Below are 25,812 nucleotides of genomic sequence, written 5' to 3'. Positions count from 1 at the left end.
AGGGCGAGGATGCGGCAAATCGGACGAGGCGCGGCCCGCCAGGGTCGTGACGGCGCGAAGTGCAGTGGAGGCGGCCGGCGACATCTCCGGCCAACCTCTCCGGCGATGTGGCGCGTCAGCCGCCAATGACCCGCACGTCGCCGTCGGTGAGCACCAGGGTGTCGCCGCGCGACAGCTCGGTCCAGGTCTCGTCGCGGGTGAGCGCACGGGTGGCGATCACGGTGACGATGTCGGTCTGCGTGGTCTCCTGGGCGAAGTCGACCCGCCAATCCTCGTCGATCAGGGTCGCGGTGCCGAACGGCGCGCGGCGGGTGAGGTAGCACAGGCGCTTGCCGCAATGGGCGTAGAGGGTGCGGCTGTCGGACAGGAGCATGTTGAACACGCCGAGTTCCGACAGGTCGCGGGCGAGCCCGGCGATCACGGATTCGAGCCGGGCCGGGCGCGGCGCCTTGGGGAAGCGCGCCTGCAACTGCGACAGCATCCAGCAGAAGGCGTATTCGCTGTCGGTGGTGCCGATCGGCTCGAAGCCGCCCAGCGGCAGCCGTTTCACCCCCTTGAGTTGGCCGTTATGGGCGAAGGTCCAGCGCCTTCCCCACAATTCGCGGGAGAACGGGTGGGTGTTCTCCAGGCTGACGCGGCCGCGGTTGGCCTTGCGCACGTGGGCGACGACGATGCGGCTCTTGATCGGATAGCGGCGCAGGAGCTTGGCGAGTTCCGAGCGGGCGCTCGGCTCGGGATCGTGGAACGCGCGGCAGCCGCGGCCCTCGTAGAAGGTGATGCCCCAGCCGTCGGCGTGGGGGCCGGTCTCCCCGCCGCGCTTCGCGAGCGCCGCGAACGAGAAGCGGATGTCGGTCGGCACGTTCGCGCTCATTCCGAGCAGTTCGCACATGGGTCGCGGGTCGTCTTTTCGGTGTCGCGCGGGGAATGCCTGACGGGAGGGCGAGTGTAGAGCGCCGGAAGCGGAAAGGGAGAGTTTTCCCGCGAGAAAAGCCGCTCAACGCCGCTCGGAGAAGCGCCGGGCGGCCTCGCGGCCGGGCCAGGCGGGGGTGACGGCGAGCCCCGGAAACAGGCGCCGCAGCGGCGGCGTCAGCCCCATCGCGAGCCCGGCGACGCCCGCCAGCGCCAGCAGATCGGTCATGCCGATGCGGAATTTGCCGGCGAAGGACGGCGTGACGAACCACGCCATCTCGGCCAGATGCGCCGCCACGACGAAGGCCGCGACGAACCGGGTGCGGTTCTCGCCCGGCCGCAGGGTGAGCGCGGCGGCGAGCGCCACGAGGAGGCCGGAGACGAGCATGAGGGCGCGGCCCGCCGAGCCGCCGCGGACGCCGTACCACGACGCCGCCGCGGGATCGGATCCCAGCATCAGGAACTGCACCGCATGCAGGCCCGCCGAGACGAGAAGCAGCACGGCGAGCGGCGTCATCCGGTCATGGCGGCGACGGGCCGGGCCGATGTCGGGCGGGGCGATCAGAACCGCGGCGGCCAGCGCGAGGCTCGACCACGCCGCCATGGCGAGCAGGCCGAAGGCGGCGGCGTGGAAGCGCCCGTCCACCGCCATGACGAGGTCGTCGGCGGCCAGCGTGCCCACCACGGTGTGGAGGCCGAGCCCGAGCACCGCCCGCCCGTCGTCGATCCGCCCGGCCTTGCCCCAGGGCTCCCCGCCGCGCCGGGCGAACAGCAGCGCCAGCCCGATCCAGAGGGCGAAGTAGACGGCGAGCCGGACCGCGAAGGCGGCGCCTGAGAACCACAGGGCGGCAAACGGCGTGTCGGGCACTGTTCCTTGCGTCCAGGGATAGAGCAGGGGGGCGAGGAACGGAATTGGCAGGGCGAGCAAGGCCGCCACCGGCATCAGGGCGAGCAGGCCGCGCAGGGTCTCCAGCAGGGCGGTCTCGGGCTGCGGGCGCCACGCATCGGCCCGCTCGATCATGATGGCGACGGGGAGTGCGCCCGCCGGCAGGGCGAGCAGGCAGGTCCAGGCGGCGAGATAGGACGGGGCGAGCCGCGCCAGCCCGTCGAGCCACGCGACGAGCGTGAGGCAGGCGGCGCCGACGACGAAGGCGGCGAGCGGGCGCCGGGCCGGATCGAGGAAGTAGCCGGCGGCGGTCTTGGCGCCGAGCGCCTTGCGGGCGGCGGCGCCGCGCTCATCGACGCTCATGACACGGGCTCCGCCCGGCGCAGAGCCAGCGGCCGCCCGGCCTTCTCCGGCAGGGCCGACAGGCGCCGGGCTAGCGCACCCGCGGAAGGGTTGTCCGTGCCGGGGACGAGGGTGAGGACGAAGACCTCGCGCCAGTCCGGCGGCGGCGCGGAGGTGGGGCGGCGCAGGTGCCTCGCCAGCGCCGCGCCGGCTCCGAGGGCAGCGCCCGCCGCCGCGGCGGCGAGCGCGGGAATCGCGAGCCGCGCCCAGGCGAGGGCGGGAATCTCGCCTAGGCCGCCCGGCGCCTGCAAAGTCTGAGCGGCGAGGAAGGCGAGACCCGCGAGCGCACCGCCGACCAGCGCGGCCTCGCGGACCGCCCGCTCGTCGCGGCGCAGCGCGGCGGCGGCCTCGGGCATCGGTGCGGGGCCGTGGGCTTCGAGGGGGACGGCGTCGAGCGTGCCGAGGCCGCGCAGGGCCTCGACCAAGCCGGCCTCGGAGGCGAAGGCGGCGGCGAGCCCGGCGCGCGGCGGAGGGCCGGCGGCTTCCCCGGGGAGGGCGATGGGGCGGCGGTTGTGCAAGAGGGCGAGCCCGCGCATCTCGGCGACGGAGACCGCGGGCACGAGGCGGAAGGCGGCGATCAGGGCCAGCCCGAAAAGGGCGGCGGGCCCGGCGATTTCGGCGAGCAGGGCAGCCGCGTAGCCCGTCGCGGGCGGCGGCACGAGCAGGACGTGGCCGGCCCCGGCGCCGAGCGCGACGAGCGTGCCGACGAGGCCGAGCGTCACCGGGCTGCGCCGCGCCGGGCCGACCCAGAGCGCCTGGGTCGGCAGCAGGCCGACACCCATCAGCGTCCAGAAGGCCGGCGCCCCGGCCCCGCTCAGCCGCTCGACCAGGGCGGCGCGCTCGAGCGGTGAGCCGTAGAGCCCGGCGACCACGGCTTCAGTGACGTGGCAGTAGAGCCCGGCCAGCCCCAGCGCCAAGATCAGGCGCCCGAGGATGTCGAGATGGCGCCCGGTGACGAAGCCGTCGAAGCCCGGCTGGCGGCGCAGGGCGGCGGCGAGCGCCGCGATCAGCCCCGCCCCCGACAGCACCGCGCCGACCACGAGGACCACCGGCAGCAGGGTGTCGGAGCGGTCGCCGAGACCTGCGAGCGTCAGGGCGAGGTCGGTCTGGAGCGCGAAGGCCGCGAGCAGGCCGGCGAGCGCCAGCGCCCGGCAGGCCCGCTCCCAGGCGAGCCATTGCCGGGCGGAACCGTGCCACCGGAGCGCGGCGAGGCGGTAGAGGCGGGATCGCCAGGGGAGCATCTCCGGACGGTCGCGGAGGTCCGCGAGGTCGGGCACGAGGGCCGCCGCCCACAGGCCCAGCGCGCAGATCGTGAGCGCGATCAGCGCGGTCCGGTCGCCGGGGGCGGGGTGGAGCAGCGCGACGAGGCAGGCCGAAAGCGCCGCGGTCTGGGCGAGCCGGCCGATGCCGCAGCGCCAATCGACGCGGGCGAGCAGCAGCAGCCCGGAGATGGTCAGGCAGCCGGAGGCGAGCCCCGCCCACCAGCCGAACCCGGCCGCAGAGAAGGGCGGACGCATCGGAGCGAACACGAGCCAGCCGAGGAGGGCGACGGGCAGGGCAATCTGCGCGAGCCGCCGGGCGGACCCTGCGGGCGCCAGCACGGCGCGGGCGGCGGCCGCGCCGATCCCCGCCACGGTGACGGTGGGCGACACGACCGGGGGGCCGAGCAGGCGCTCGTCGGCCGAGCGGGCCAAACCCGCAGCCGGGGGAGGGAAGGGCGGACGCCGCGTCATGACCGCCGGACCGGACCTCTTCTTCAATGGACGACGATAGGCGGAATCGGGCCGGCGACCCGCCGCGGGATGTGTCCCGGCGCACCTCAAAGAGCAACCGCCATGTCCGAATGCAATGGGGCCGTCCGGCGCACCGGGCTTGCCTCGCCGCCGATCCATGCGAAGAGGGCAGGGCGCCGCCTTCGCCGTCCGTCTGAAATCGCCGCGCGAGCCGCCGATGCCTCATCGAACCACCGCGTACGGCCTCGCCTCAAGGCTCGCTCATGCAGCGTGACCCGATCCTGTTCGCCTGGGCTTCCTCGCCGCGGCGCCACGCGGCGGCGCTCGGGCTCGCGGTCGGCCTCGGGAGCCCGCTCGCGCTGTTCGTGCTGGTCTGCCTGCGCGACCTCATCGCCGTGCTCACCCGGTCGAGCCCCGACGCGCTGCCGTTCCTGCGCATCGCCCTGCCGCTGCCGGGCCATCACCTGAACGAGGCGCCGGTGCTGTTTGCCGGCTGGAGCCTGCCGCCGTCCGAATTGCCGCTGATGGCGCTCTCGGCACTCAGCGTCGCCGCCGGGGCGCTCGCCGCGCTCGGCGGCGTCGTGGCGCTGCTGTGCTTCTCGGTCCAGGCGCGGGCGACCGCTCGCCTCCGGACGCGGGCGCGGGAAGCGATCCTCGCCTCGCCGCCGGGGGCGCGAGAAGACCTGCGGGCGCTGCCGGCACTGGTCGGCCGGGCGCTCGCCCGGATGGGGATGGTCTCGGCGGTCGGCATCGTCCTGCCGGGGCTGACGATCACGGCGGTCCTGCTGGCGCTGGTGATGGCCGAACTCGCCGCGCCCCGGCTCGTGCCGGTGGTCGCGCTGCTCCTCGTCGCCACGGGTCTCGCCCGCGCGCTGCTGCTCGGCCGCGCCGCCGCCCGCGGACGCCTGCGCCGCGACGACACCGCCGCGACCGAAGCGGGCCTGCGCGACCTGATCCGCCGCATGCCCGCCGTGCGCGCCCACGGCGCGGCGGCGTTTGAGCGCCGCCGCCTGGGGCTTCGCGCACGCGCCGCCCGCTCGGCCCTGGTGCGGGCGGAAGCCCGGCTCGCCTATGCCCGCGCCCCGGCGCTCGCGCTGGTGGTGATCCTGCCCGCGCTCCTCATCGCCACCGCCCTGTGGCAGGGCGAGGCGGCGACCGAGGCCGACAACGTACTGCCCGGCGCGCTCGCCGCGGCGGCGGGCGCCTTCGGCCTCGCCGCGCTGCTCGTCTCGGCCTGCCTGCGGCTGTTGAGCGAGCGCCGGGCCGTCGCCCCGCTGTTTCGCGACATCGCCGCCATCTTCGAGGCGCTGGAGCCGAGGCAGGCCGGCGCGGCGCGGGATTTTTCGCCGTTTCCGCCCGCAGGCGTGCTCGCGGCCAAGGGCGTCGGCGCCTACGATCCGGCGAGCGGCGAGCGGCTGACCGGCGTCGATCTCACCCTGCCGATGCCGGCCCACATCGCCCTCGTGGGCCCGCGCGGCAGCGGCGTGCGGGCGCTCGCGGCGCTCCTCGCCGGCCAGATCGAGCCGACCGCGGGCGCGCTCACCTATGGCGGCACGCCTTTGCGCACCTTCGACCCCGCCGAGCGGGCGCGGCGCATCGCGCTGGCCGGCGCGGAAGCCATCCTGATCGAGGGGACTTTGCGCCAGAACCTGCTCTACGGCGCCCGCAGCGGCGACCGCGAGGCGTCGGGCATCGCCGAGCGCATCGCCATCCTCAAGCTCACCGGGCTCGATGCCTTCGTCTACGAGCGGGGCCTCGAAGCCTCGGTCGATCCGGAAGACGACCCCGCCACCGCCGACGCCGTGGTCGCCGCCCGCCGGGCCGTGCGCGAGGCTCTGGCCGCGCAGGGCATGGAGCGGCTGGTCGAGCCGTTCGACCCCGCCCGCTACAACCATCAGGCCGATCTCGGCGAGAACCTGCTGTTCGGCGAGGCGGTCGGCCCGGCCTTCTCGCCCGCGCGGCTCGCCGCCCACCCTTATCTCCGCGCCGTGCTGGAAGCGGAAGACCTGACCCGGACGCTGGTCGAGGTCGGGCTTCAGGTCGCCCGCTCCACCGTCGAAATCTTTTCGGACTTGCCCGACGGCCATCCGCTGTTCGAGACCTTCTCGCTGTTCCCGGCGGACGAGCGCGGCTATTTCGAGGATCTCGTCGCCCGCCAGCCGGAGGCCCGCGCCTTCCGCCGCGGCCCCGCCGGGCAGCGCGACCGCGAGCGGCTGATCGGGCTGGCGCTCCGCTACAACGAGACCCGCCACCGCTTCGGCCTGATCGACGCCGCGCTGGAAGAGCGCCTCGTCGCCGCCCGCCACAGCTTCGCCGCGCTCCTCCCCCCGCGCTACCGCGAGAAGGTCGAGTTCTACGATCCGGCCCGGCTCACCGCCGCCGCGAGCTTGGAGGAAAACCTGCTGTTCGGCCGCATCACCCAAGGCGAAGCCGGGGCCGAGGCGCGGGTGCGCGCCCTGGTGCGCCGGGTGCTCGCCGAGCAGGGGCTGGAGCCGACCGTCTATCGCCTTGGGCTCGCCACCCGCATCGCCGCCGGCACCGCGGGCACGGCACCGGGCCAGCGCGCACTGCTGGGGGAGGGCGCCATCGGCCCGCGCGAGCGGGTGGCGATCGAGTTCGTGCGCTGCCTCGTGCGCCGCCCCGACATCCTCGTCGTCGGCTCGACGCTGGACGAGCGCAAGCCCGACGAGGTCACCGCCCGCGTCAGTCGCCTGCGCGCCGTCCGCGCGGGCGCCGGCCTGATCGTCTGCCTGCCCGACGAGGCGACGCTCCGCCGTCAGGCTCCGTTCGACGCGGTGATCCGGGTGGAGCGCAATACGGTGACGGGCATCGACGGTGTGCGGCTCCCCGAACCCGCGCATTGAGCGTCCGCCCCCGCAAATCCGCCTCAAACCTTGGGCAGATCACGCCATCGTGCCGCCGCGGGCGGTGCCGGCCTATCCCTGCCGGTCTCGATCGAGACGGTGCATGCTCCTCCCCGACGCGCCCGCTGCCCTTCTCCGCCGCTTCCTGCTGGCGCTCCTCGCGCTTTGCGCCGTCGCGGCCCCGGCCCGTGCCGACAAGGCGAGCCAGCCGATCCCCGCCGCCACCCTGGCGCTGATGGCCGCCAAGGGCACGAATGCCGCGGCGCCGATCCTGCTGCGGGCCTACAAGCGCGACTCCGAGATCGAGCTGTGGAAGCGCAACGCCGCCGGGCGCTACGTGCCGATCAAGACCTACCCGATCTGCCGCTGGTCGGGGCAGCTCGGGCCCAAAACGAAGAACGGCGACCGGCAGGTGCCGGAGGGGTTCTACACGGTGGCCAAGAGCCAGATGAACCCGAACTCGCGCTACTACCTCTCCTTCGACATCGGCTATCCCAACGCCTACGACCGGGCGCACGGCGCCACCGGCTCGGCGATCATGGTGCACGGCATCTGCTCGTCGATGGGGTGCTTCGCCATGACGGATCAGGTCGCGGGCGAGCTGTTCGCCGTCGCCCGCGAGGCCTTCGCCGGCGGGCAGACGGCGTTCCAGTTCCAGGCCTTTCCGTTCCGGATGACGGCCGCCAACATGGCCCGCCACCGCACCGATCCGAACATCGGCTTCTGGCGCCAGTTGAAGGAAGGCTCCGACCGATTCGAGGCCACCGGCGAGGAGCCGGTCGTCGGCGTCGCGGCCGGGCGCTACGCGTTCCAGCCTTTGAGGGACCCGGCCAAGGAGGCCGCCGCGCAGGCTCTGCACCGGAGCGAGAACGAGCGCATCACTGAGCTCGCGGAGGAGGGGGCGGCAGCCGTGCGCACCACCTATTCCGATGGCGGCCAGCACGCCTTCTGGGCACACCGCATCAGCCAGGGCTTTCCCGTCGGCGACATCAGCCGGCCCGAGGCCTTGGCCTATGCCGGCCAGGAGGTCGTGCTGATCGCCGCCCGCCGCAAGCCGGCGCCGCCCGCCGCGATGCCGGAGAGCCTGTGGGCCGCGGTGATCGGGCCGGGCACGCCGTTCTATCCGGTTCGCGCCGCCTACCGGGCGCCGTTCGAGGGCGGACGGACACCGCTGTTCGCCGCCACGCGCCGCTACGAAGAGACCCTGCCGCGCCTCCTGCGGGCCGCCCTCGACGACGGCCTCGCCCCGCCCGCCTTCGCCGACCCGCAACCGACGGTCGAGCGCGTGGCGCAGCGCTGACTTTACACAGATCAAAACGCCGTGTGCGGGCTCGCACACGCACCCGCATGGCCGCCGCCCATCTCAACGCGGTACACTCCGGCCGAAGAGAAGGCCGAAGGACCGCCGCGGATCGTCAAGCGGATGCGTGCGGCGGCGCTGTCACTGTGGAAGGCTCGGGGGCACGCCCGGGCAACGGTAGCGACCCATGACCCTGACGAGTCCGGCCAAGGACGACACCCTGACCTTGCGCTTCTGGGGCGTACGCGGTTCGACGCCCACGAGCGGCCCGGAGACGGCCGAGTTCGGCGGCAACACGCCGTGCCTCGAAGTCCGCTGCGGCGAGCGGCTGTTCGTGATCGACGCGGGCTCCGGCCTCGGCGCCTTCGGCCGCGGCTGCCGCGACGAGCTGCCGAAAGAGATCGACCTGCTGTTCAGCCATCTCCATCTCGATCACAGCGCCGGCCTGCCCTTCTTCAAGCCCGCCGTGCTCGATGCGGAGCGCACCATCCACACCTATTGCGGGAATCTCGACGGCGAGAGCGCCCAGGCCTCCCTCGACCGGCTGTTTTCGCCGCCGCTCTTTCCCGTCACCCTCGACATCCTGCCCTGCACCTTCCGCCATCACGGGTTTCGGGCGGGCGAGCCGCTGACCTTCGCCGACGGCTCAAAGGTCGACACGATCCTGCTCGACCATCCCCAGGGCTCGACGGGCTTCCGCTTCGACCACGCGGGCAAGCGGCTCTGCGTCATCAGCGATATCGAGCACGGCGCCAATTGGCCCGATCCGGCGCTCCTTCACTTCGTCGAGGGCGCCGACCTGATCGTCTACGACGGCATGTTCACCGAGGGTGAGTACCCCTGCTGCAAGGGCTGGGGCCATTCCACGTGGCAGAAGGGCGTGGAGCTGGCCAAGGCCGCCCGCGCCAAGGCGCTCGCCATCATCCACCTCCATCCCTGCCATTCCGACGCGCAGCTGCGCGTCGTCGAGGCCGAGATGCAGGCCGAGATGCCCACCGCCTTCATCGCCCGCGAGCGCCAGTCGATCGAAGTCGGCCGCCCGCTGGTGGCGCTGGCCGAGCCGCCGGTAAGGGCCGTGGCGCGCCGGGCTTGAGGGTTTTTGCCGACGCGCCCTCGTCGAGTTAACCTTTCGCGATGACCAAACCGGTTCGCCGCGATGGAAGAGTGCTTGACCTCTTCGGCGTCGTCGCCTTGCGCACAGATCAGATCTCTTGGGACGGCCAGTGCGTTCCGGCCGGCGCTTCCGGCACGGTCGTGGATATCCTGAAGGGCGGCGAGGCCTACACCGTCGATGTCGTAGACCCATTCGACGCTGTCGTGACCGTCACGGCGCACAATCTGGACGTCATCATCGATCACGACTGATCGCGTCGGCGACCGAACGGAAGCCGCCTCGGACCGTATCGGCCCGCGCCGAAAACCTCACATCGCCGTCGTGACCCGATCCCCCTCCTCGCGCCCGATGCGGCTGTGGCTGCGGCTCCAGGCGAAGTAGATCACCAGACCGATGGCGAGCCAGATCAGCAGGCGCAGCCAGGTCTCGCCGTCGAGCGACACCATCATGGCGGCGCAGGACACCACGCCGAGGATCGGCACCAGCGGCACCAGCGGGGTGCGGTAGGCGCGCGGCGCGTCGGGCTGGGTCCGGCGCAGGATGACGACGCCGATGCAGACGAGGATGAAGGCCAAGAGCGTGCCGATGCTGGTCATGTGGCCGAGCTGGGAGATCGGCAGGAAGCCGCCGAGCGCGCTCGTGAACACCATGAAGAACAGGTTCGAGCGGTAGGGCGTCTTCCATTTCGGGTGGATCGCCGAGAAGAAGCCCGGCAGCAGCCGGTCCTGGCTCATGGTGTAGAACACCCGGCTCTGGCCGAGCAGCAGCACGAGGATCACGGTCGAGAAGCCGCAGATCACGCCGAAGGTGACGAGGCCCTTGAGCCACGGGAACGGCGTCTGGGCGATCGCCGTGTTCACCGGCGCCGCGTCGCCCTTCATGGCGTCGTAGTGGACGAGGCCGGTCAGCACGCCCGCGAAGGCGATATAGAGGATCGTGCAGATGAACAGCGAGCCGAGGATGCCGATCATCATGTTGCGCTGGGGGTTCTTGGCCTCCTGCGCCGCGGTCGAGACCGCATCGAACCCGACATAGGCGAAGAAGACGACGCCCGCGGCCCGCATCACGCCGCTCCAGCCGTACTCGCCGAAGGTGCCGGTGTTGGCCGGCAGGAAGGGGTCGTAGTTCTGCGCCTTGATGTAGAACAGGCCCACCCCGATCACGACGAGCACGACGACGATCTTCACGAGCACGATCGCGCCGTTGACGCGGGCCGATTCGCGGATGCCGACCATCAGCAGGGCGGACGCCGCCACGATGATGAAGATCGCGGGCAGGTTGACGAGGCCGTTGGCCATGCTGCCGTCGGCGAGCTGGTAGGTCTCGAACGGCGAGTGGACCAGGGAGCCCGGCAGGGTGACGCCCACCGTGTCGGTGAGGAAGCGCGTGACGTAGCGCGACCAGCTCACCGAGACGGTGGCGGCGCCGACCGCGTATTCGAGCACGAGGTCCCAGCCGATGATCCAGGCGATGAACTCGCCCATGGTGGCGTAGGCGTAGGTGTAGGCCGAGCCCGCCACCGGGATCATGCCGGCGAGCTCCGAGTAGCACATGCCGGCGAACGCACAGGCGATCGCCGCGATGGCGAAGGAGACGACGACCGCCGGCCCCGCATGCTCGGCCGCCGCGATGCCGGTGAGCGAAAAGAGCCCGGCCCCGATCACCGCGCCGATGCCGAGCCCGATCAGGCTCCACGGCCCGAGATGCCGCTCCAGCTTGTCGTCGCCGGCCTCCGCGTCGGCGTTCAGCCGCTCCAGCGTCTTGATCCGAAACAGGTCGCTCGCCAAGCCTGACGCCATGTCGGTCCGTCACTCCCGCTGGATGGAACCTTTGCCGTGATCCGATCTGGTTCTCTCGCAATCGAGATCAATCCCGAAACCGTCGTCCTGGCAACGGGCTGGCGTAATTTCGACGTGCAAGGAGCGGGCCGGCCCGTCACCGCCTGCCGGCCCAGCCGATCGCGGCCTCGCGAGGATTTGATCGAATAAATCCCGCCGATCGACCAGACTTGGTGCAAAAAATCCGCCTTCGCGCCGCCGCGTCAGGGAATTTATCGCCGGCCTCGTCTTGGCATATGAGTTGCCAAGCAAGATGAAGCTGTAGCGGGGACGCCCATGTCAGGATCTCACGAGACGTCGCCGGTCCTCACCGTGGCCGGGGCGGATCCGAGGCTCTACAGCCACGATCTGGCGCCGACGGCGCCCGAGGGCCGGACCTGGGGCGCCTTCAGCATCTTCTCGATGTGGATGTCCGACGTGCACTCGGTCGGCGGCTACACCTTTGCCGCCAGCCTGTTCTTCCTCGGGCTGACCGGCTGGGAGGTGCTGGCCGCGATGGTGGTCGGCATCGCCGTCGTCAACGTGTTGATGAACCTCATCGGCCGGCCCTCGCTCCGATACGGCACGCCGTTTCCCGTGGTCGCGCGGATGTCGTTCGGCGTCATGGGCGCCAACCTCGCCGCGATCCTGCGCGGCATCGTCGGGATCGTCTGGTACGGCGTCCAGACCTACTTCGCCTCCAAGGCGGTGCAGGTGCTGATCCTCACCTTCTGGCCGGCGGCCGAGGTCTACACCCACGGCAGTCTTTTCGGCCTGTCGCCGCTCGGCTGGTTCAGCTTCCTGTTCATGTGGCTGTTCCAGCTGCTGATTTTCCTCAACGGCATGGAGACGATCCGCAGGTTCATCGATTTATGCGGCCCGGTCGTCTACCTCGTGATGTTTGCCCTCGCGATCTGGATTCTTTCAAAGACCGGCACCTTCAGCCTGTCGCTGCAGCTGGCGCCAGCCGCCGAGGGCTCGACGCTGTGGCACATCCTCAACGCGGCGATGCTGATCATCGCCTATTTCGCCGCGCTGCTGCTGAACTTCGGCGACTTCGCCCGCTTCGCCCGGGACGAGCGGGCGATGACGGTCGGCAACTTCCTCGGATTGCCGGTGAACTTCATCGTGTTCGCCATCATCACGGTGATCGTCACCGCCGGCACGGTGCAGGTGTTCGGCAAGGCGATCATGGACCCGGTCGAGATCGTCGAGCGGATCGGCAATCCGTGGGTCGTGGCGCTCGGCTCGATCACCTTCATCGTCGCGACGATGGGGATCAATATCGTGGCGAACTTCGTCTCGCCCGCCTACGACATCGCCAACCTCTACCCGGAAAAGATCGACTTCAAATTCGGCGGCCTGATCACCTCGATCCTCTCGGTGATGGTGTGCCCGTGGCTCTTCGTGTCGAGCCCGCAGGCGATCACCGCCTTCGTCAGCGTGTTCGGCGCGGTGCTGGGGCCGATGTTCGGCATCATGATCGCCGACTACTACATCGTGAAGAAGCAGCGGGTCGTGCTCGAACACCTCTACACGATGGATCCGAACGGCTCGCTCACCTACGAGGGCGGCTGGAACCGGCGGGCGCTGATCGCGCTGGCGGGCGCGAGCCTGTTCTCCATCGGCCTCTCCGTCCTCGGCGCCCTGGGCCACATCCCGAACGGCGGCGACTGGGGCTGGGCGCTCGGCGCCGTGCTCGGCGGCTTGTTCCAGGTGCTGCTGATGCGGGGTTCGCCCGTCGTGACGCGCCCAGCGACGATCTGAGGGTGCGTTTCGCGGGAGGCGCAGGTGGGGGGCGACGGAGCGGACGACGATGAACGTTCTCGTGATCGGCGGCACGCGCTTCATCGGCGCGCACGCGGTGCGCCACCTCCACGAGGCCGGCACCGCGGTCACCGTGCTGCACCGGGGCACGAGTGCGAACCCGATCCTGCCCGCGGTCGCGCACGTCACCGACCCCACGGCCGGCTATCCGGTCACGACGTTTCCCGCGGCGGTCCGGCGGGACTGGGACGTCGTGGTCCACATGGTGGCGATGGGCGCCGCCGACGCAGAAGCCGCCGTCCGAGCGTTTTCCGGGCGGGCGGGGCGCCTCGTGCTGGTGTCGAGCAGCGATGTCTACCGCGCCTACGGCCGGCTGACGAAGGCCGAGCCTGGGCCGCCGGAACCGGCTCCGCTGACGGAGGATGCGCCCCTGCGCTCGGCCCTCTATCCCTATCGGGGGATGGAGGCGCAGATCGGGGCCTACGCCCACGACTACGAGAAGATTCTGGCCGAGCGCACCGTCCGGGCGGCGGCGGACCTCGACTGGACGATCCTGCGCCTACCGAAGGTCTACGGCCCCGAGGACAACGCCGACCTCGCGAGCGTCCACGGCTTTGCCGCCGTGCCGCATTGGCGCTGGACGCACGGCCATGTCCGGAACGTGTCCGCCGCGATCGCGACGGCCGCGCGCCACGCTGCCGCCCGCAACGCGGTCTTCAACGTCGGCGAGGCGCACACGCCGACCATGGGCGAGCGGCTCGCCCGTCTGCCCGCGCGCAGCGGCGATCCCCCCGTGCCGCCGCCCTTCGACTTCGCGCAGCCGCTGGTGATCGATACATCGAAGATCCGGCGGCACCTCGGCTATGCGGACCTTCTGGACGAGCGCTCCGCCATGAGCGACCTCGCGACGTAAGCCGGCAAGGCCGGGCGCGGCGCGTTTTCGGGACTCGTCAGCCGCAGAGGGGCTTCTCCATCAAGAGGGAGCGCGAGCGGACGGCCGCGCCTTCGTAGGGCTTCACCTCGCCCGTCAGTTGGAAGCCCATCGTCCGCCAGAATTCGATCACGGGGTTCGCCTCGACGACGGCCAGCCGAGCGGTCCGCGCCTTGAGACGGAGCCGCATGATCAGCTCCGCCCTGGCGTACAGGGCGCGGCCGAGCCCGGCGCCGTGCTCGCTCTCCCGCACGGCCAGGAGGCCGATGAAGGCCGTGCCCGAACGCGGATCGCCGCCGATGATGTCCAGCAGGCCGATCGGAACGCCGTGCCGATAGGCGACGAAGGCATGCTTATCCCGGATGTCGCAGCCGGGCGGACGGGCGGCGATGAATGCGCGAGCCGCCTTCGCTCGATCCTCCGTGCCATCGACACGGCGCGAATAGGCGCGAAGGTCGTCGAAGACGATACCGATATCGGCCAGCGCGTCCGGGGATGCGCGCACGAGGCAGAGCGGGCCGCGGGCCATGGCGTTCACCCTGCGGAGCGTCATCGCCCCGATGCGGCCGCCCGCGCACCCGCCACAAGCTCCGCCAGAATCGTTTCCGCCGCCCGCGTCGTCTCGACGCCGGCGGAAGCGGGCGTCCCCGCCGTGAACGGCGGCTGCGGTGCGTATTCCGCCACGAGCTGGGCGGTCTTCGCGTAAGCGTCCCCGCGCAGGCGGGCGGCCAGCGCCAGGGCGAAGTCGAGGCCGGCGGAGACGCCCGCCGCGGTGACGCGGTTGCGGTCGAACACGACGCGCTCGGCGACCGGCTCGGCGCCGAGCAGCGGCAGTACCGCGTCGCGCACGCACCAGTGCGAGGTGGCGCGGTAGCCCCGCAGCAGGCCCGCCGCACCCAGGATCAGCGATCCGGTGCAGACGCTGGTGACCCAGGTCGCGCGCTGCGCCCGGTCTTCGAGGAAGGCGAGGGTGGCGGCATCGCGCATCTGCGCGGGCGTGCCGTCGCCGCCGGGGACGAGGAGGATGTCGAGGTCGCGGGCACAAGATCCGAAATCGTGGGTCGCGACGAGCGACAGGCCGGTGTCGCTCATGACCGGCCCGGTGCGGGCGGCCACCAGCGCGATGGGCCCGAGGCCCGCGAGCATATTTTGGGGGCCGACCACGTCCAGCGCCGTCATGCCCGGATAGAGCAGGATCGCGATTTTTTTTGGAGTGTCCGAGCGACCTGTGGGCTCGCTGAGGGCGGCGGCCCGCTGCGGCAGGGCGAGTGCGGCCGCGAGCGCCGCCGCAGTGAAGGCACGGCGGTCGCGGCGAGCCGCGTCGTCAGAGGCTGTTGGACCTAACCCTCGTCGGAGGTCCCACCCGTTCCATCCCGGCATATCCCCCCCTCAACCTCATCCTGAGGTGCGTAGCCGAAGGCGAAGCCTCGAAGGAGGGCTCCAAAAGTCGCGTGATCCGCTGGAACCCTCCTTCGAGGCCGCTTCGCGGCTCAGGATGAGGGGGGTTGGCGGGAGGAGCCAGTCACAATGGGCTCTCAAACGGGCCAGGCGACATCGCGAAAAGCCCCGTCCCAAAACAGGTATTCGAGCTGGGTCGCGCGGGCATAGGCGCGATGCATCCGCTCGCGCAGCGCCGGTGAGGCGCCCTCGGCCGCCTCGTCGGTCGCGGCAATCATCGCGGCGACGGCCTGTGCGAACTCCTCACCGGCATAGGTGTCGATCCAGGCCCGGTACGGGTTGTCGGCAGAGGCCTTCGCAAAGATGTCGCGGCCGACTTCGGCGTAGATCCAGAAGCACGGGAGCAGGGCGCCGAGCACCACTTCGTAGGGCTCGGCGTAAGCGCTGGCCATCAGCCACGAGACGTAATGGTCGCAAGCCGGCGAGAGCGGCGTGGCGGCAAAGGTCGCCGCGTCGATGCCGTAGGTTTCGAAAAAACCGCCATGCAGCGCCCGCTCGACCACGATGGCGGTCTCGGCGCCGCGGGCGAACTGGACGATCCGGTCGGGATCGGGCGCCTTGGCGGCGGCCAGCGCCAGCGCGCGGCCGAAGCCGATCAGGTAATGCGCGTCCTGCACGATGTAGCGGCGGAATTTCTCCGCACCCAGCGTGCCCGCCGCGAGTTCGGCGTTGAACGGCATGGTGCGGATCGCCTCGTAGGCGGCGAGGTTCCGCGCCCAGGCGCCTTCGGAGAACCGCGTCATCCCTGGCGCTGCGCCTGCGTCACCGCCACGTGGATCAGCTCGGCCAAGGTCCGCACCCGCAGCTTCTGACGCATCTGCGAGCAGGCGTTGGTGACGGTCTTGTAGGAGACCGAGAGGTCGGCCGCGATGGCCCCATACGATTTACCCTGAGCGAGGCGGGCCAGGATCTGCTGCTCGCGCGGGGTGAGCTGCGTTTCGGGCGTGCGGCGCGGGTCGGCGCGCAGCATCGCGACCTCGGTGGCGAGCCGCCGGTCCAAGAAGACTTCGCCGACGCGCACCCGCTCGAAGGCCTGGAACAGCTCGTTCGAGGCGTGGTCCTTCAGCACGTAGCCGAGGGCCCCGGCCTCCAGCGCGCGGGAGACGATGACCGGATCGTTGTGCATCGAGAACACCAGCACGCGGGTCTCGGGCTCGATGGCGCGCATGCGGCGGATCAGGGCGAGGCCGGCGAGTCCCGAGCCCTGGAAGGTCAGGTCGCAGATCACGACCTGCGGGCGCAGGCGGTGGAAGGCGCGGTAGCCCGCGACCACGCCGGTCGCCTCCACCACGGTCTCGATCCCGGCATCCTCCAGCACCCGGCGGCAGCCCTGGAGCACGATCGGGTGGTCGTCGATGACGAGGACCGGCGAGACGCGCGCCTCGCCCTTGCCCACCGGCCCGCGGCCGGGCAGTCCCCTCGGGGCCTCGCCCTTGGGCGAGGTCGCGGACATCGTCTGCGCGTTCATGGCCGGCGCATCACTTTTCCTGGGGCACGGGCGAGGCGGACGAATCCTCGCCCTCGTGCTCGGGGTCGATCGGGATGACGATCCGGACAACCGTGCCCGGCGCGCCGTTGTCAAGGGTGAAGCGCCCGCTCAGCGCCTCCACCCGCTCGCGCATCCCCGACAGGCCGAGGCCGACGCGGTGGCCGGGGGCGACGCCGCGTCCGTCGTCGCGCACGTCGATCCGCAAGGCCCGCCCGTCGCCTTCCGCAACCTCGTCCGCCTCGGCCCAGACCTGGGCGGCGGCGCCATGGCGCACGGCGTTGGTCGTGCTTTCCTGGATGCAGCGAAAGACGGTGAGATCGACGATGTCGCCGTAGCCCCGCGCCAGCCCCTCGAACCGGCCCTCGAAGGCCGTACCCGGATGACGGCGCGAAAAATCGCGCAGGAGCAGGTTGAGGCAATCGGCCAGCGGCACCTCGCCGAGCGCGTGCGGGCGCAGGCGGTTCAACAGGTCGCGGTTCAGCGCCTGCACCTGCCCGACGATGCTGCCGATGTCGGCGGCGCGCTGGCTCAGCCGAGACCGGTCGATCTCCTTCTCGCCCGCGGCGAGGCGGGCGACGGAGGCCGCGTTGGCCTCGAGCGCGAACAGGCAGGGGCCGAACTCGTCGTGGAGTTCGAGCGCGGTGCGGCGGCGCTCGTCGTCCTGGGCGGTGAGGAGTTGGCGGTTGAGGCGCCCGTTGGCGGCCCGCGCCTCGGCGAGCGCCCCGGCGACGCGGTTGAAGCGGCCGGCGATGACGGCGAGTTCGCGCGAGGCCGGCGGGTCGATGGAGGCGGTGTAATCGTGCCGCTCCAGCCGGGTCAGGCCGGCCGCGAGCTGGTCGAGGGGCCGCAGGATGCGGCCGAGCGCGACGATCAGGGCGGCCAGCACCGAGAGGTTGAGGACGAGGCTCGCCAGCGCCAGCGAGCGGGCATAGCCCCACACCTCCTCGATCTCGTCGAGCGGCTCGGTGGTGATCGCCACGGTGCCGATGCGCTCCTTCCCGATCTCGATCGGCAGATCGTGCTGGCGCGGGGCCGGGGCGATCAGCCCGACGAACCACGCGGGCGCCTCGTGCGCCTCGCGCCGCTGCCGGGCCGGGTTCGCCCCGATCCGCTCGCCCGCGGCGTCGAGGATCGCGACGCGGACGTGGCGCAGGGTCCGGAAGCGCAGGTCGAGGGCGTGGAGCACGCTGTCGGGGCTGGGGCTGCGCAGGGACTGGATCGTCTCGGCGACGAGCGGCTCCACCGTGGCGAGGCTCGCGTCCATCTCCACCTTCACGGCGTGGCGGGCGTTGAGGACGATGAGGCCGCAGGAGAACAGCGCGACCAGCGCGTCGATCGCCAGCACGGTCAGGATCAGCCGCGTGCGCGTCGACCAGCCGGCCCAGAACGGCGCGGCCGGGTTTTTCGTCGTCACCGCGGGGGCGGGCGCCTGAATCGGGGGCATGTCGGCAGGGGCGGGGGGAGCGGCGGGGTTCGGCACGGGGCTCTCGCGATCGGTCAGGCCGGCGCCCGGCGCGGTGCGCTCGGGATCATTCGGCAAGTCCGCATCGGTTAAAGGTCTCGAATTCCTGCGGTTTCGACACCGGCACCGTGGCCGATCGGGGGGTGAAAGTCCATGCCGCCGGGCGCCGCGGCCAGGGGCGGGGCACTGATGTTTCTCTTATCTCAGTTGCGCCGCGTCCGACCGATGGTCGAACGCGGCGCGCCCGGCGGACGCCCGCCGCCCCGCCGTCGCGGGGGCCAACGACGAGGAGAAGTCCTCGCCGTCGGGGGCGGGCCCTCGGCGGACACCCGCCGCCCCGCCGTCGCGGGAGCCAACGGCGAGGAAGAGGCTCCTCGCCGTCAGGGCCGGGCACGCCGCCCCCTCGTCCCGCCGCGCGCCACCGGGGCGGCGGGGGCCGTGCACCCTCCGTTAAACCTGCCGCTGTTAAGAGTCGTGAGTTCTCGGGTTAGGCTCGCGTGAGCCGGCAAGACTCCAAAAGTCGGTGCCGGCCGAGGGTCGTCGTCAGATTCGCGGACGCTTTCGTGCGGATGGCGGCCCTTCGAACACTGGATCGGACTGTCAGGACATCTTGCCGCCGCATTGTCGAGGCGGAGTTGTTGCAGGGGTACAACGTGCAAGAGGCCGGCCGCATGTCGGTGGCGATCCACCCGTCCGAGACTCGCCCGAACCAAGCGCCGCCGCGCGCCGGCCGGGCGCGCCCGCGCCTGCGCCTAGCCGCCGGGATCGTGCTCGGCGGCACCGCGCTCGCGGGCTTCACCGTGGGGGCGTTCTCGTTCTTCTCCAGCCTCGCCGACCCGCGGGTGCGGCCGGTCGCGGTCGCGCCCGTGGCCTCGCAATGGCCCGACCTGAAGGACGGGGTGCCGGCACTCGCCGAAGGCCCCGCCGCCGCGCCGACGCGATTGTCGCTTCCCCCCGCCGAGCCGCCGACGCAGCGGACGGAAATGCCCGTCGCTCCGATCCAGGCCGCCAAGGCCGTGCCCGTGAAGGCCGAGCCGGCGCGCGCCGAGATCGTGAAACCCGCGGTCGCCAAGATCGAGACCCCGGAACCGAGGGCCGAGCCCGTCCGCGCTGCGGCCTCCGGGCGCCCGAACCTGCCGATCGAGCCGGCCTCGACGCTGGCGCCGGCTCGCACCGCGGCCCCCGTCGTCCCGGCGAAGGTCGCCGCTCCGCTGGCGCCCGCCCGCACCGAGACGGTGCGGGCCAAGGCCGAGCAGCCCGCCCGCTTCGTCTCCCTGCCGGCCAAGCCGGAGACGCCCAAGCCCGAGGCTCGCAAGCCTGAAGCGCCCAAGGCCGAGGCGAAGGCGACGCCGCGCTCCGACAAGGCCGAGAAGGCGGAAGCCGCGCGCAAACAGGTCGCCCGCCCCCGCGTGGCGACGGCCGAGGCCACGCCCGCCGCGCCGGCCTCCGCGCCCGCCGCCGCCGTAACGGACGACGAGCCGGAACTGCTCGGCATGAAGATCCCCGGCGGCCGCCAACTCCGCGACGGCTGGAACGCCACCGTCGGCGGGCTGATGGGCAAGAAGGACGGCGAGTAGGACGCGAGTTCGGTCGCAGCGTACGGCATCGAAGCCGATACGACATCGACTATGTCGCCGCCCGCGCCGCGACCCGCTCGGCCAACAAGCAAAGAATCTCGAACAGGATGCCGGCGCCGGCCAGCGCCGTGATCCCGCCGGCATCGAGCGGGGGTGCCACCTCGACCAAATCGGCGCCGACGAGGTCGAGACCGCGCAAGGCCCGCAGCAGGTGCAGGGCCTCCCGCGTGGTGAAGCCGCCGATCTCCGGCGTGCCGGTGCTGGGGGCGAAGGCGGGATCGAGGGCGTCGATGTCGAAGCTGAGATAGGCCGGCGCCTCGCCGACCACGGCGCGGGCCTCGGCCGCCACCTCCGGCAGGCCGCGGGCGCAGACCTCCTCCATCTCGACGATGCGGATACCCTGATCCTTCGCCCAGTCGCGCTCGTCCGCCGCATCCATGCTGCCGCGGATGCCGATCTGCACGCAGCGTCTCGGATCGAGCACGCCCGCCTCGACGGCGCGGCGGAACGGCGTGCCGTGGGTCAGCCGCGAGCCGCCGTACTGGCTGTCGTCGGTGTCGCTGTGGGCGTCGATATGGATCAGCCCGAGCGGGCGCGCCGCCCCCAGCGCCCGCAGGATGGGAAAGCTGACGAAATGGTCGCCGCCGACCGAGAGCGGCACGAGGCCGGCCTCGGCGAGGGGCCGGTAGAACGCCTCGATGCGCCGGTCGGTCTCGGCGACATCCACGGGGTTGACCGGCACGTCGCCGAGATCGGCGCAAGGAGCGAGCGCGTAGGGTGCGATCCCGGTGGCGTGGTTGAGCGCCCGCGTGCCGGTCGAGGCCTCGCGCACCGCCCGGGGCCCGAGCCGGGCGCCCGGCCGGTTGGTGGTGGTGCCGTCGAACGGGATGCCGATCAGCCCGATCTCGACGAGACCCGGCGCGTCCTCGGGCGCCAGCACCGGCAGCCGCATGAAGCTCGAGAGCCCTGAGAAGCGCGGCGTGTCCATGCCGGAGGCCGGCCGGAACCGGGCCAGTCGCTCCGCCCGCGTGTCGTCCGCCTTCGCCGCCATGCCGCGCCTCCTTCGTGCGGCCCATCAAGCCGTCTCGGGCGCCGACCCGCAAGCGCTGCCGCCGCCTGTGGTAGAATGGGAGAAGAATCGGCAATCCCCCGGGAGGCACCGATGCGGGAGATCGAGCGCGCGACCCTCACCCCGGAGCAGCGGGCCCTGTGGGCCCGGATCGCGGCCCATCCGTTCGAGCGGGGCGACCACGCCCTCGACTTCACTGCCCGGCTCGCCCGCGACCGCGGCTGGGACCCGGCCTTCGCCCGCCGCGCGGTCGAGGAATACCGCCGCTTCTGCTTCCTCGCCGCGACCGCCGACACGCCGACGACCCCGAGCGAGGAGGTCGACGCGGTCTGGCACCAGCACCTCACCTATTCCCGCGACTATTGGGAGGTCTGGTGCGGGACGGTGCTGCGGATGCCGCTCCACCACGATCCGACCGCGGGCGGCCCCGCCGAGGCGGCGCGCTACCGGGCGCACTACGCCGACACGCTCGCCCGCTACGAGGCCGTGTTCGGCCCGCCGGATCCCGTGTTCTGGCCGGGTTTCCAGGGGCGTTTTCGCGATCGGCCGCGCTACCGCACGGTCGATGCCGACCGGGTGTTCGTGCTGCCGCGGCCCCCCTTCCTCCGCGACGGGTTCCGGGTGGGGGTGATCCTCGCGCTGCTGCCGGGCCTCGCTCTCTTCGCGGCGCCGGCCCGCGCGCTGCCCGTCGATCCGCTCGACTGGCCGGGGCCGGAATTCCTGACGCTCTATCTCGGCCTCGCCCTCGGCGGGCTCGGGCTCGCCGTCGTCCTGTGCGACCGCCTGCGCGATGGGGCCGGCGGGGAGGCCGCCGACGACCTCGACCTGCTGGAGGCCGCGTGGCTCGCGGGCGGGGAGGGACGGGCCGCCGCCGCCGTGGTGGCCGGGCTGATCGAGGCCGGCGAAGCCCGCCTCGCCCCGCGCGGGCTCTTCTCCTCCGGTTCGCGGATCACCGTCGAGGCGGGCCACGGCCCGCTGCCGGGCTTCCTCGCCCCGTTCCGCGGCCTCGTCCAGGGCAGCCTCCCGCACGGCGCCCTGCACCGGGCGGTGCGGGGGCACCTGGCGCCGCTGCGGGCCGGGCTGGAGCGCCGTGGGCTGGTGCCGGATTCCGCGCGCCGAGCCCGGATGCTGCGCACCGTGCCCCTCGTGCTGGGGCCGGTGGTGCTGTTCGGGATCGCCAAGGCGCTGGTGGGGGCCGCCCGCGACCGGCCGGTCGGCTTCCTCGTCCTCATGATCCTCGCTACGGTCGTGCTCGGCGGCCTCGTGATCGCGCGGCTGCCGGACCGGACCGCGCGGGGCGACGCGGCGCTCGCCCGCTGCCGCGCCCGCTTCCGGCGGGCCGCCGAGGCGCCGCGCACCGAGGAGGTGCTGTTCGCCTTCGCCCTCGGCGGCGCGGCGGCGCTGATCGGCACCCATCTCGACGCCTACGGCCGGTTGCTGCGCCCCGATGGCGGCGGGGGCGGCGACAGTGGCGGCGGGGACGGCGGCGGCGGCAGCGGAGGCCATGGCGGCAGCGGCTGCGGCGGGGGAGGGTGCGGCGGCTGTGGAGGCGGCGGGGGCGATTGAGCGCCGCTCTTATCCGAGCCGGCGTCGGATCGCCGAAAGGGGCTCTCAGGCGATGAGCCGCGGGGCGGGCCGCTCCTCCACCGCGCCGGCCTCGATCTCGTCGAGGCGCTCCAGCAGGGTGGTCATCCGCACGGGCCGGCCGATCAGGTAGCCCTGGACCGAGCGGCAGCCGAGGCGGCGCAGGATGCGGAGCTGGCCCTCGGTCTCGACGCCCTCGACGATGCAGGGCAGGTCGAGGTTGCGGCAGAAGTCCAGGATGGTGGCGACGATGCGCTCGCCGCGGGGCGCGTGCAGGTCGGCCATGAAGCTGCGGTCGATCTTCACCTTGTCCAGCGGCAGGCGGTGGACGTAGCTGAGGCTCGAATAGCCCGTCCCGAAATCGTCGAGCGCGATCTGGATGCCGAGCGCCCGCAACAGGGTGATGGCGTCGCAGGCGCGCTCGAAGTCGCGCATCAGCGCCGTCTCGGTCAGCTCCAGGGTGAGGCGGCGCGGATCGAACCCGCTCTCGCGCACGATCTCCATGATGGCGATGACCGTCTCGGCGGAGGCGAGGTCGTGCGAGGAGAGGTTGAACGACAGGCCGATCCCCGGCGGCAGGCGGGTGGCGTCGCTGAGCGCCCGGCGCAGCAGCGTCGTCGTCAGCCGGTGGATCGCGCCGCAGCGCTCGGCCGCCGCGATGAAGCGGTCGGGTGCGATCCGGCCGAGCGTCGGATGGGTCCAGCGGGCCAGCCCCTCGACCATGACGACGCGGTTGGTCCGCAGATCGAGGATCGGCTGGACCTGCACCTCGATCTCGCGGGCGAGGTCGGGGCTGTGCAGCGCCGCCTCGATGGCGCGCTCGGTGCGGATCGCGTTCTCGTGCTCCTGCGAGAACGCCGTGGTGTGGCCGCGCTGGTTGAGCTTGGAATGGTAGAGGGCGTAGTCGGCCCGGTCGAACAGCTCGGCGGCCCCGCGGCCGGCCTCGGGGTAGACGGCGAGCCCGGCGGAGCAGCCCGCCGTCACCAGCGTCTCCCCGAGCCGGATCGGCGCCCGCAGCGCCTCGCAGATCCGGTCGCAGATCGCCGTGACGTCGGCGCCGTCCGCCGGGAGGCGGATGAGCGCGCCGAACTCGTCGCCGCCGAGCCGCGCCACGCTCACCCCGGCGTCCGTGAAGCGGGCGAGCCGCCGCCCGGTCTCCTGCAGCACCCGGTCGCCGGCCTTGTGGCCGTAGGTGTCGTTGATCGGCTTGAAGCGGTCGAGGTCGAAGATCGCCAGCGCGAACGGGGCCTCGGCTTCGGCCGAGGCGTCGGTCATCGCTTCGAGTTCGTTGAAGAAGGCGCGGCGGTTGGGCAGCCCGGTCAGGCTGTCGCTGAGCGCCAGCCGCGCATTCTCCTCGGCGAGGCGCTGCGCCTCGAACTGCGAGCGCGTGAGGGTGATGAAGGTCCGGAAGTTGTTGGCCAGGATGCGCACCATCACGACCGTCACGAAGGTCGTGTTGAGGGCGATGGCGATGAACACGCCGTTGCCGCTGGTCAGGCAATGGATCAGGAACGCCACCGTCACGATCAGCGTCACGCCGAAGGCGGCGAGCGGCAGGTGGGTCAGGCAGAAGATGCAGCCGATCACCGTGATGGCGATGAAGATCGCCACGTGCCCCTGCTCGTAGGGGCCGCCATGGGCAGAGAGCGCCATCGCCCAGCCGACGAAGCCGACCGACAGCACGGCGGACAGGATCGTCGTCCGGCGCAGGTGGCGCTCGGCCTGCGCCTCGGACATGGCCTCGGGCCGCATCCGCCACCAGTGCAGGGTGCGGACCGCGCACACCGCCACGAACACCGCCGGACAGCCGAGGGTGAGCCAGGCCGGCGCGAGGCCGAGATGGGTGAAGGCCAGGGCGCAGGCGTTGACCGAGAGCAGGGCGTAGAGCGAGACGATCTGACTTCGCAGCTCGACCAGCTGCCGCACGGCGATGCGGCCGGCGGTGCGTGTGAACAACTCCTCGCTCAGGAGCGTGCGAACCCGTTCGAAGGACGACATGCTTCCGCGCTCTCGATCGATCGCTCAGATGTGAGCGGATCGCCTTAAGAATCGATGACGTGAGCAATGCCCGGTGCACCGCCCACCGGACGGCGGCGGATTTCGGAAAGATCGCGTTCGCGGACGATTGTCTTGTCCTCGCCGGACCCGCTCGGTGAACTCAAACGGACCGGGTCGCCAGCAACTCGGAAAACCGCGCCACCAGCCGGCGCCCGACCTCGTCCTTGCCGAGCTTCGGCCAAGTCTCGACGCCGCCGTCGCGGGCGACCAAGTGGACGGTGTTGTCGAGCCCGCCCATCACGCCGCCCTCCGCCGAGACGTCGTTGGCCACGATCAGGTCGCAGCCCTTCCGCGCGATCTTCTTCCGCGCGTTGTCGAGGACTTGGTCGGTCTCGGCGGCAAAGCCGACGACGAGCGGCGGGCGCCCTTCCGTGCGGGCGGAGATCGTGGCGAGGATATCGGGGTTCTCGACCAGCGTCAGCGGGGCAGGCGTGCTGCCGTCCTTCTTGATCTTGGCGCTGCGGGCCTCCGCCGGGCGCCAGTCGCCGACCGCGGCGGCGAAGATCGCGAGGTCGGCCGGAAGTGCGGCTTCGACCGCGGCCAGCATCGCGCGGGCGCTCTCGACCCGCACCACCGTGACGCCCGCCGGATCGGGGATCGCCACCGGCCCCGAGACCAGGGTGACGCGGGCGCCGGCTTCCGCGGCGGCGGCGGCGACCGCGTGGCCCTGGCGGCCCGACGAGCGGTTGGCGAGGTAGCGCACCGGATCGATCGCCTCGTGGGTCGGCCCCGAGGTGACCAGCACGTGCCGCCCGGCCAAGGGTTTTTTCGGGACTTCACGGCCGGCCAGGAAGCCGAAGCCGCTACCTTCCGAGCGCGCCGCCAGCATCGCCTCCAGCGCGTCGGCGATCTCGTGCGGCTCGGCGAGGCGTCCGGGGCCGAACTCGGCCTCGGCCATCGCCCCCTCGTTGGGCCCCACCACCGCGACGCCGTCGGCCTTGAGGGTCGCGAGGTTGCGCCGGGTCGCCGGGTGCAGCCACATCCGCACGTTCATGGCCGGGGCGATCAGGATCGGCAGGGTGGTGGCGAGCAGCACCGTCGCGGCCAGATCCGGCGCGTGGCCGGTCGCCATCCGGGCCATCATGTTGGCGGTGGCCGGCGCCACCACGACGGCGTCGGCGTCGCGGGCGAGCCGGATATGGCCGATCTCGGCCTCGCTCTCCCGGTCGAACAGGTCGGTATGGGTCCGCTCGCCCGCCAGAGCGGCGGCGGCGAGCGGCGTGATGAATTCCTGCGCCGACTCGGTCAGCAGCGGGCGCACCGCCGCCCCCCGGTCGCGCAGGCGCCGGATCAGGTCGAGCGCCTTGTAGGCGGCAATGCCGCCGCCGACGATCAGGAGGACGCGGCGGCCGGCCAGCGGGCCGGAGGCGGATGGGGCACGGGACATGGCCG

Annotated in this window: 20 protein-coding genes; 8 read left to right on the top strand and 12 right to left on the bottom strand. The window is 72.2% G+C overall.

Features of this window, described 5'->3' with window-relative positions:
* Nucleotides 1–115: 115 nt before the first annotated feature.
* The 3 genes from ASG52_RS01065 to ASG52_RS01055 form a co-directional block, all read right to left on the bottom strand.
* Complete coding sequence (locus ASG52_RS01065; protein WP_056237800.1) at nucleotides 116–889, bottom strand: class II glutamine amidotransferase; 774 nt, start codon at nucleotides 887–889, stop codon at nucleotides 116–118.
* A gap of 105 nt (nucleotides 890–994) precedes the next feature.
* Complete coding sequence (locus ASG52_RS01060; protein ID WP_056237796.1) at nucleotides 995–2,158, bottom strand: hypothetical protein; 1,164 nt, start codon at nucleotides 2,156–2,158, stop codon at nucleotides 995–997.
* Complete coding sequence (locus ASG52_RS01055; RefSeq protein WP_286158903.1) at nucleotides 2,155–3,891, bottom strand: DUF3341 domain-containing protein; 1,737 nt, start codon at nucleotides 3,889–3,891, stop codon at nucleotides 2,155–2,157. Before ASG52_RS01055 ends, ASG52_RS01060 begins: the two co-directional genes overlap by 4 nt.
* Before the next feature lie 302 nt (nucleotides 3,892–4,193).
* Here ASG52_RS01055 and ASG52_RS01050 point away from each other — a divergent pair, with 302 nt between their 5' ends.
* The 4 genes from ASG52_RS01050 (at nucleotide 4,194) to ASG52_RS01035 (ending at nucleotide 9,459) form a co-directional block, all read left to right on the top strand.
* The gene (locus ASG52_RS01050; RefSeq protein WP_056237790.1) at nucleotides 4,194–6,794 is read left to right on the top strand and encodes an ATP-binding cassette domain-containing protein; all 2,601 of its coding nucleotides are present in this window, start codon (nucleotides 4,194–4,196) and stop codon (nucleotides 6,792–6,794) included.
* A gap of 103 nt (nucleotides 6,795–6,897) precedes the next feature.
* Nucleotides 6,898–8,094, top strand: coding sequence for a L,D-transpeptidase family protein (locus ASG52_RS01045; RefSeq protein WP_056237788.1), 1,197 nt, complete (start codon nucleotides 6,898–6,900; stop codon nucleotides 8,092–8,094).
* Nucleotides 8,095–8,281: 187 nt separating this feature from the next.
* The gene (locus tag ASG52_RS01040; RefSeq protein WP_056237784.1) at nucleotides 8,282–9,187 is read left to right on the top strand and encodes an MBL fold metallo-hydrolase; all 906 of its coding nucleotides are present in this window, start codon (nucleotides 8,282–8,284) and stop codon (nucleotides 9,185–9,187) included.
* Between the two features lie 41 nt (nucleotides 9,188–9,228).
* Entirely contained in the window at nucleotides 9,229–9,459 is a 231-nt protein-coding gene (locus tag ASG52_RS01035; protein WP_156383741.1) for a hypothetical protein, read from the top strand.
* A 57-nt stretch (nucleotides 9,460–9,516) separates the two neighbouring features.
* On the opposite strand, the gene ASG52_RS01030 is transcribed toward ASG52_RS01035, so the two are convergent.
* The gene (locus tag ASG52_RS01030; RefSeq protein ID WP_056237778.1) at nucleotides 9,517–11,007 is read right to left on the bottom strand and encodes an amino acid permease; all 1,491 of its coding nucleotides are present in this window, start codon (nucleotides 11,005–11,007) and stop codon (nucleotides 9,517–9,519) included.
* Nucleotides 11,008–11,322: 315 nt separating this feature from the next.
* Here ASG52_RS01030 and ASG52_RS01025 point away from each other — a divergent pair, with 315 nt between their 5' ends.
* On the top strand, nucleotides 11,323–12,792 hold the full coding sequence (locus ASG52_RS01025) for an NCS1 family nucleobase:cation symporter-1 (protein WP_056237776.1): 1,470 nt from the start codon (nucleotides 11,323–11,325) through the stop codon (nucleotides 12,790–12,792).
* Between the two features lie 49 nt (nucleotides 12,793–12,841).
* A complete protein-coding gene (locus ASG52_RS01020) occupies nucleotides 12,842–13,705 on the top strand; it encodes an NAD-dependent epimerase/dehydratase family protein (RefSeq protein ID WP_056237775.1) in 864 nt (287 codons plus the stop codon).
* A gap of 37 nt (nucleotides 13,706–13,742) precedes the next feature.
* Here ASG52_RS01020 and ASG52_RS01015 read toward each other — a convergent pair whose 3' ends face one another.
* The 5 genes from ASG52_RS01015 to ASG52_RS00995 form a co-directional block, all read right to left on the bottom strand.
* Nucleotides 13,743–14,276: a GNAT family N-acetyltransferase gene (locus ASG52_RS01015; protein WP_056237773.1), complete on the bottom strand. Its 534-nt coding sequence runs from the start codon at nucleotides 14,274–14,276 to the stop codon at nucleotides 13,743–13,745.
* Nucleotides 14,273–14,920: a DJ-1/PfpI family protein gene (locus ASG52_RS01010; protein ID WP_056238355.1), complete on the bottom strand. Its 648-nt coding sequence runs from the start codon at nucleotides 14,918–14,920 to the stop codon at nucleotides 14,273–14,275. Before ASG52_RS01010 ends, ASG52_RS01015 begins: the two co-directional genes overlap by 4 nt.
* 338 nt (nucleotides 14,921–15,258) lie before the next feature.
* Nucleotides 15,259–15,924 (bottom strand): TenA family protein, encoded by a 666-nt coding sequence (locus ASG52_RS01005; RefSeq protein WP_056237772.1) that lies wholly within the window; start codon nucleotides 15,922–15,924, stop codon nucleotides 15,259–15,261.
* Complete coding sequence (locus ASG52_RS01000) at nucleotides 15,921–16,649, bottom strand: response regulator transcription factor (protein ID WP_286158902.1); 729 nt, start codon at nucleotides 16,647–16,649, stop codon at nucleotides 15,921–15,923. Before ASG52_RS01000 ends, ASG52_RS01005 begins: the two co-directional genes overlap by 4 nt.
* Nucleotides 16,650–16,659: 10 nt before the next feature.
* Nucleotides 16,660–18,114, bottom strand: a complete 1,455-nt coding sequence (locus ASG52_RS00995; RefSeq protein WP_056238350.1) for an ATP-binding protein — start codon at nucleotides 18,112–18,114, stop codon at nucleotides 16,660–16,662.
* 656 nt (nucleotides 18,115–18,770) lie between these two features.
* On the opposite strand from ASG52_RS00995, the gene ASG52_RS00985 reads away from it, so the two are divergent.
* Nucleotides 18,771–19,709 carry a hypothetical protein gene (locus ASG52_RS00985; RefSeq protein ID WP_353612440.1) on the top strand — a complete coding sequence of 313 codons (939 nt, stop codon included), beginning with the start codon at nucleotides 18,771–18,773 and terminating at the stop codon, nucleotides 19,707–19,709.
* A 49-nt stretch (nucleotides 19,710–19,758) separates the two neighbouring features.
* On the opposite strand, the gene speB is transcribed toward ASG52_RS00985, so the two are convergent.
* A complete protein-coding gene (speB, locus tag ASG52_RS00980) occupies nucleotides 19,759–20,760 on the bottom strand; it encodes an agmatinase (protein WP_056237764.1) in 1,002 nt (333 codons plus the stop codon).
* Nucleotides 20,761–20,871: 111 nt separating this feature from the next.
* Between speB and ASG52_RS00975 the strand changes: the two genes are divergently transcribed.
* Nucleotides 20,872–22,344 (top strand): TIGR04222 domain-containing membrane protein, encoded by a 1,473-nt coding sequence (locus ASG52_RS00975; protein WP_056237762.1) that lies wholly within the window; start codon nucleotides 20,872–20,874, stop codon nucleotides 22,342–22,344.
* 45 nt (nucleotides 22,345–22,389) lie between these two features.
* On the opposite strand, the gene ASG52_RS00970 is transcribed toward ASG52_RS00975, so the two are convergent.
* Complete coding sequence (locus ASG52_RS00970) at nucleotides 22,390–24,360, bottom strand: putative bifunctional diguanylate cyclase/phosphodiesterase (RefSeq protein WP_056237761.1); 1,971 nt, start codon at nucleotides 24,358–24,360, stop codon at nucleotides 22,390–22,392.
* A 160-nt stretch (nucleotides 24,361–24,520) separates the two neighbouring features.
* On the bottom strand, nucleotides 24,521–25,807 hold the full coding sequence (gene coaBC, locus ASG52_RS00965) for a bifunctional phosphopantothenoylcysteine decarboxylase/phosphopantothenate--cysteine ligase CoaBC (protein WP_056237758.1): 1,287 nt from the start codon (nucleotides 25,805–25,807) through the stop codon (nucleotides 24,521–24,523).
* Between the last annotated feature and the right edge of the window lie 5 nt (nucleotides 25,808–25,812).

Source organism: Methylobacterium sp. Leaf456, from assembly GCF_001425465.1.
Taxonomy (GTDB): Bacteria; Pseudomonadota; Alphaproteobacteria; order Rhizobiales; family Beijerinckiaceae; genus Methylobacterium.
The sequence above is the reverse complement of the archived record's forward strand: the minus strand, read 5'-3'. Positions and strand labels throughout refer to the sequence as shown.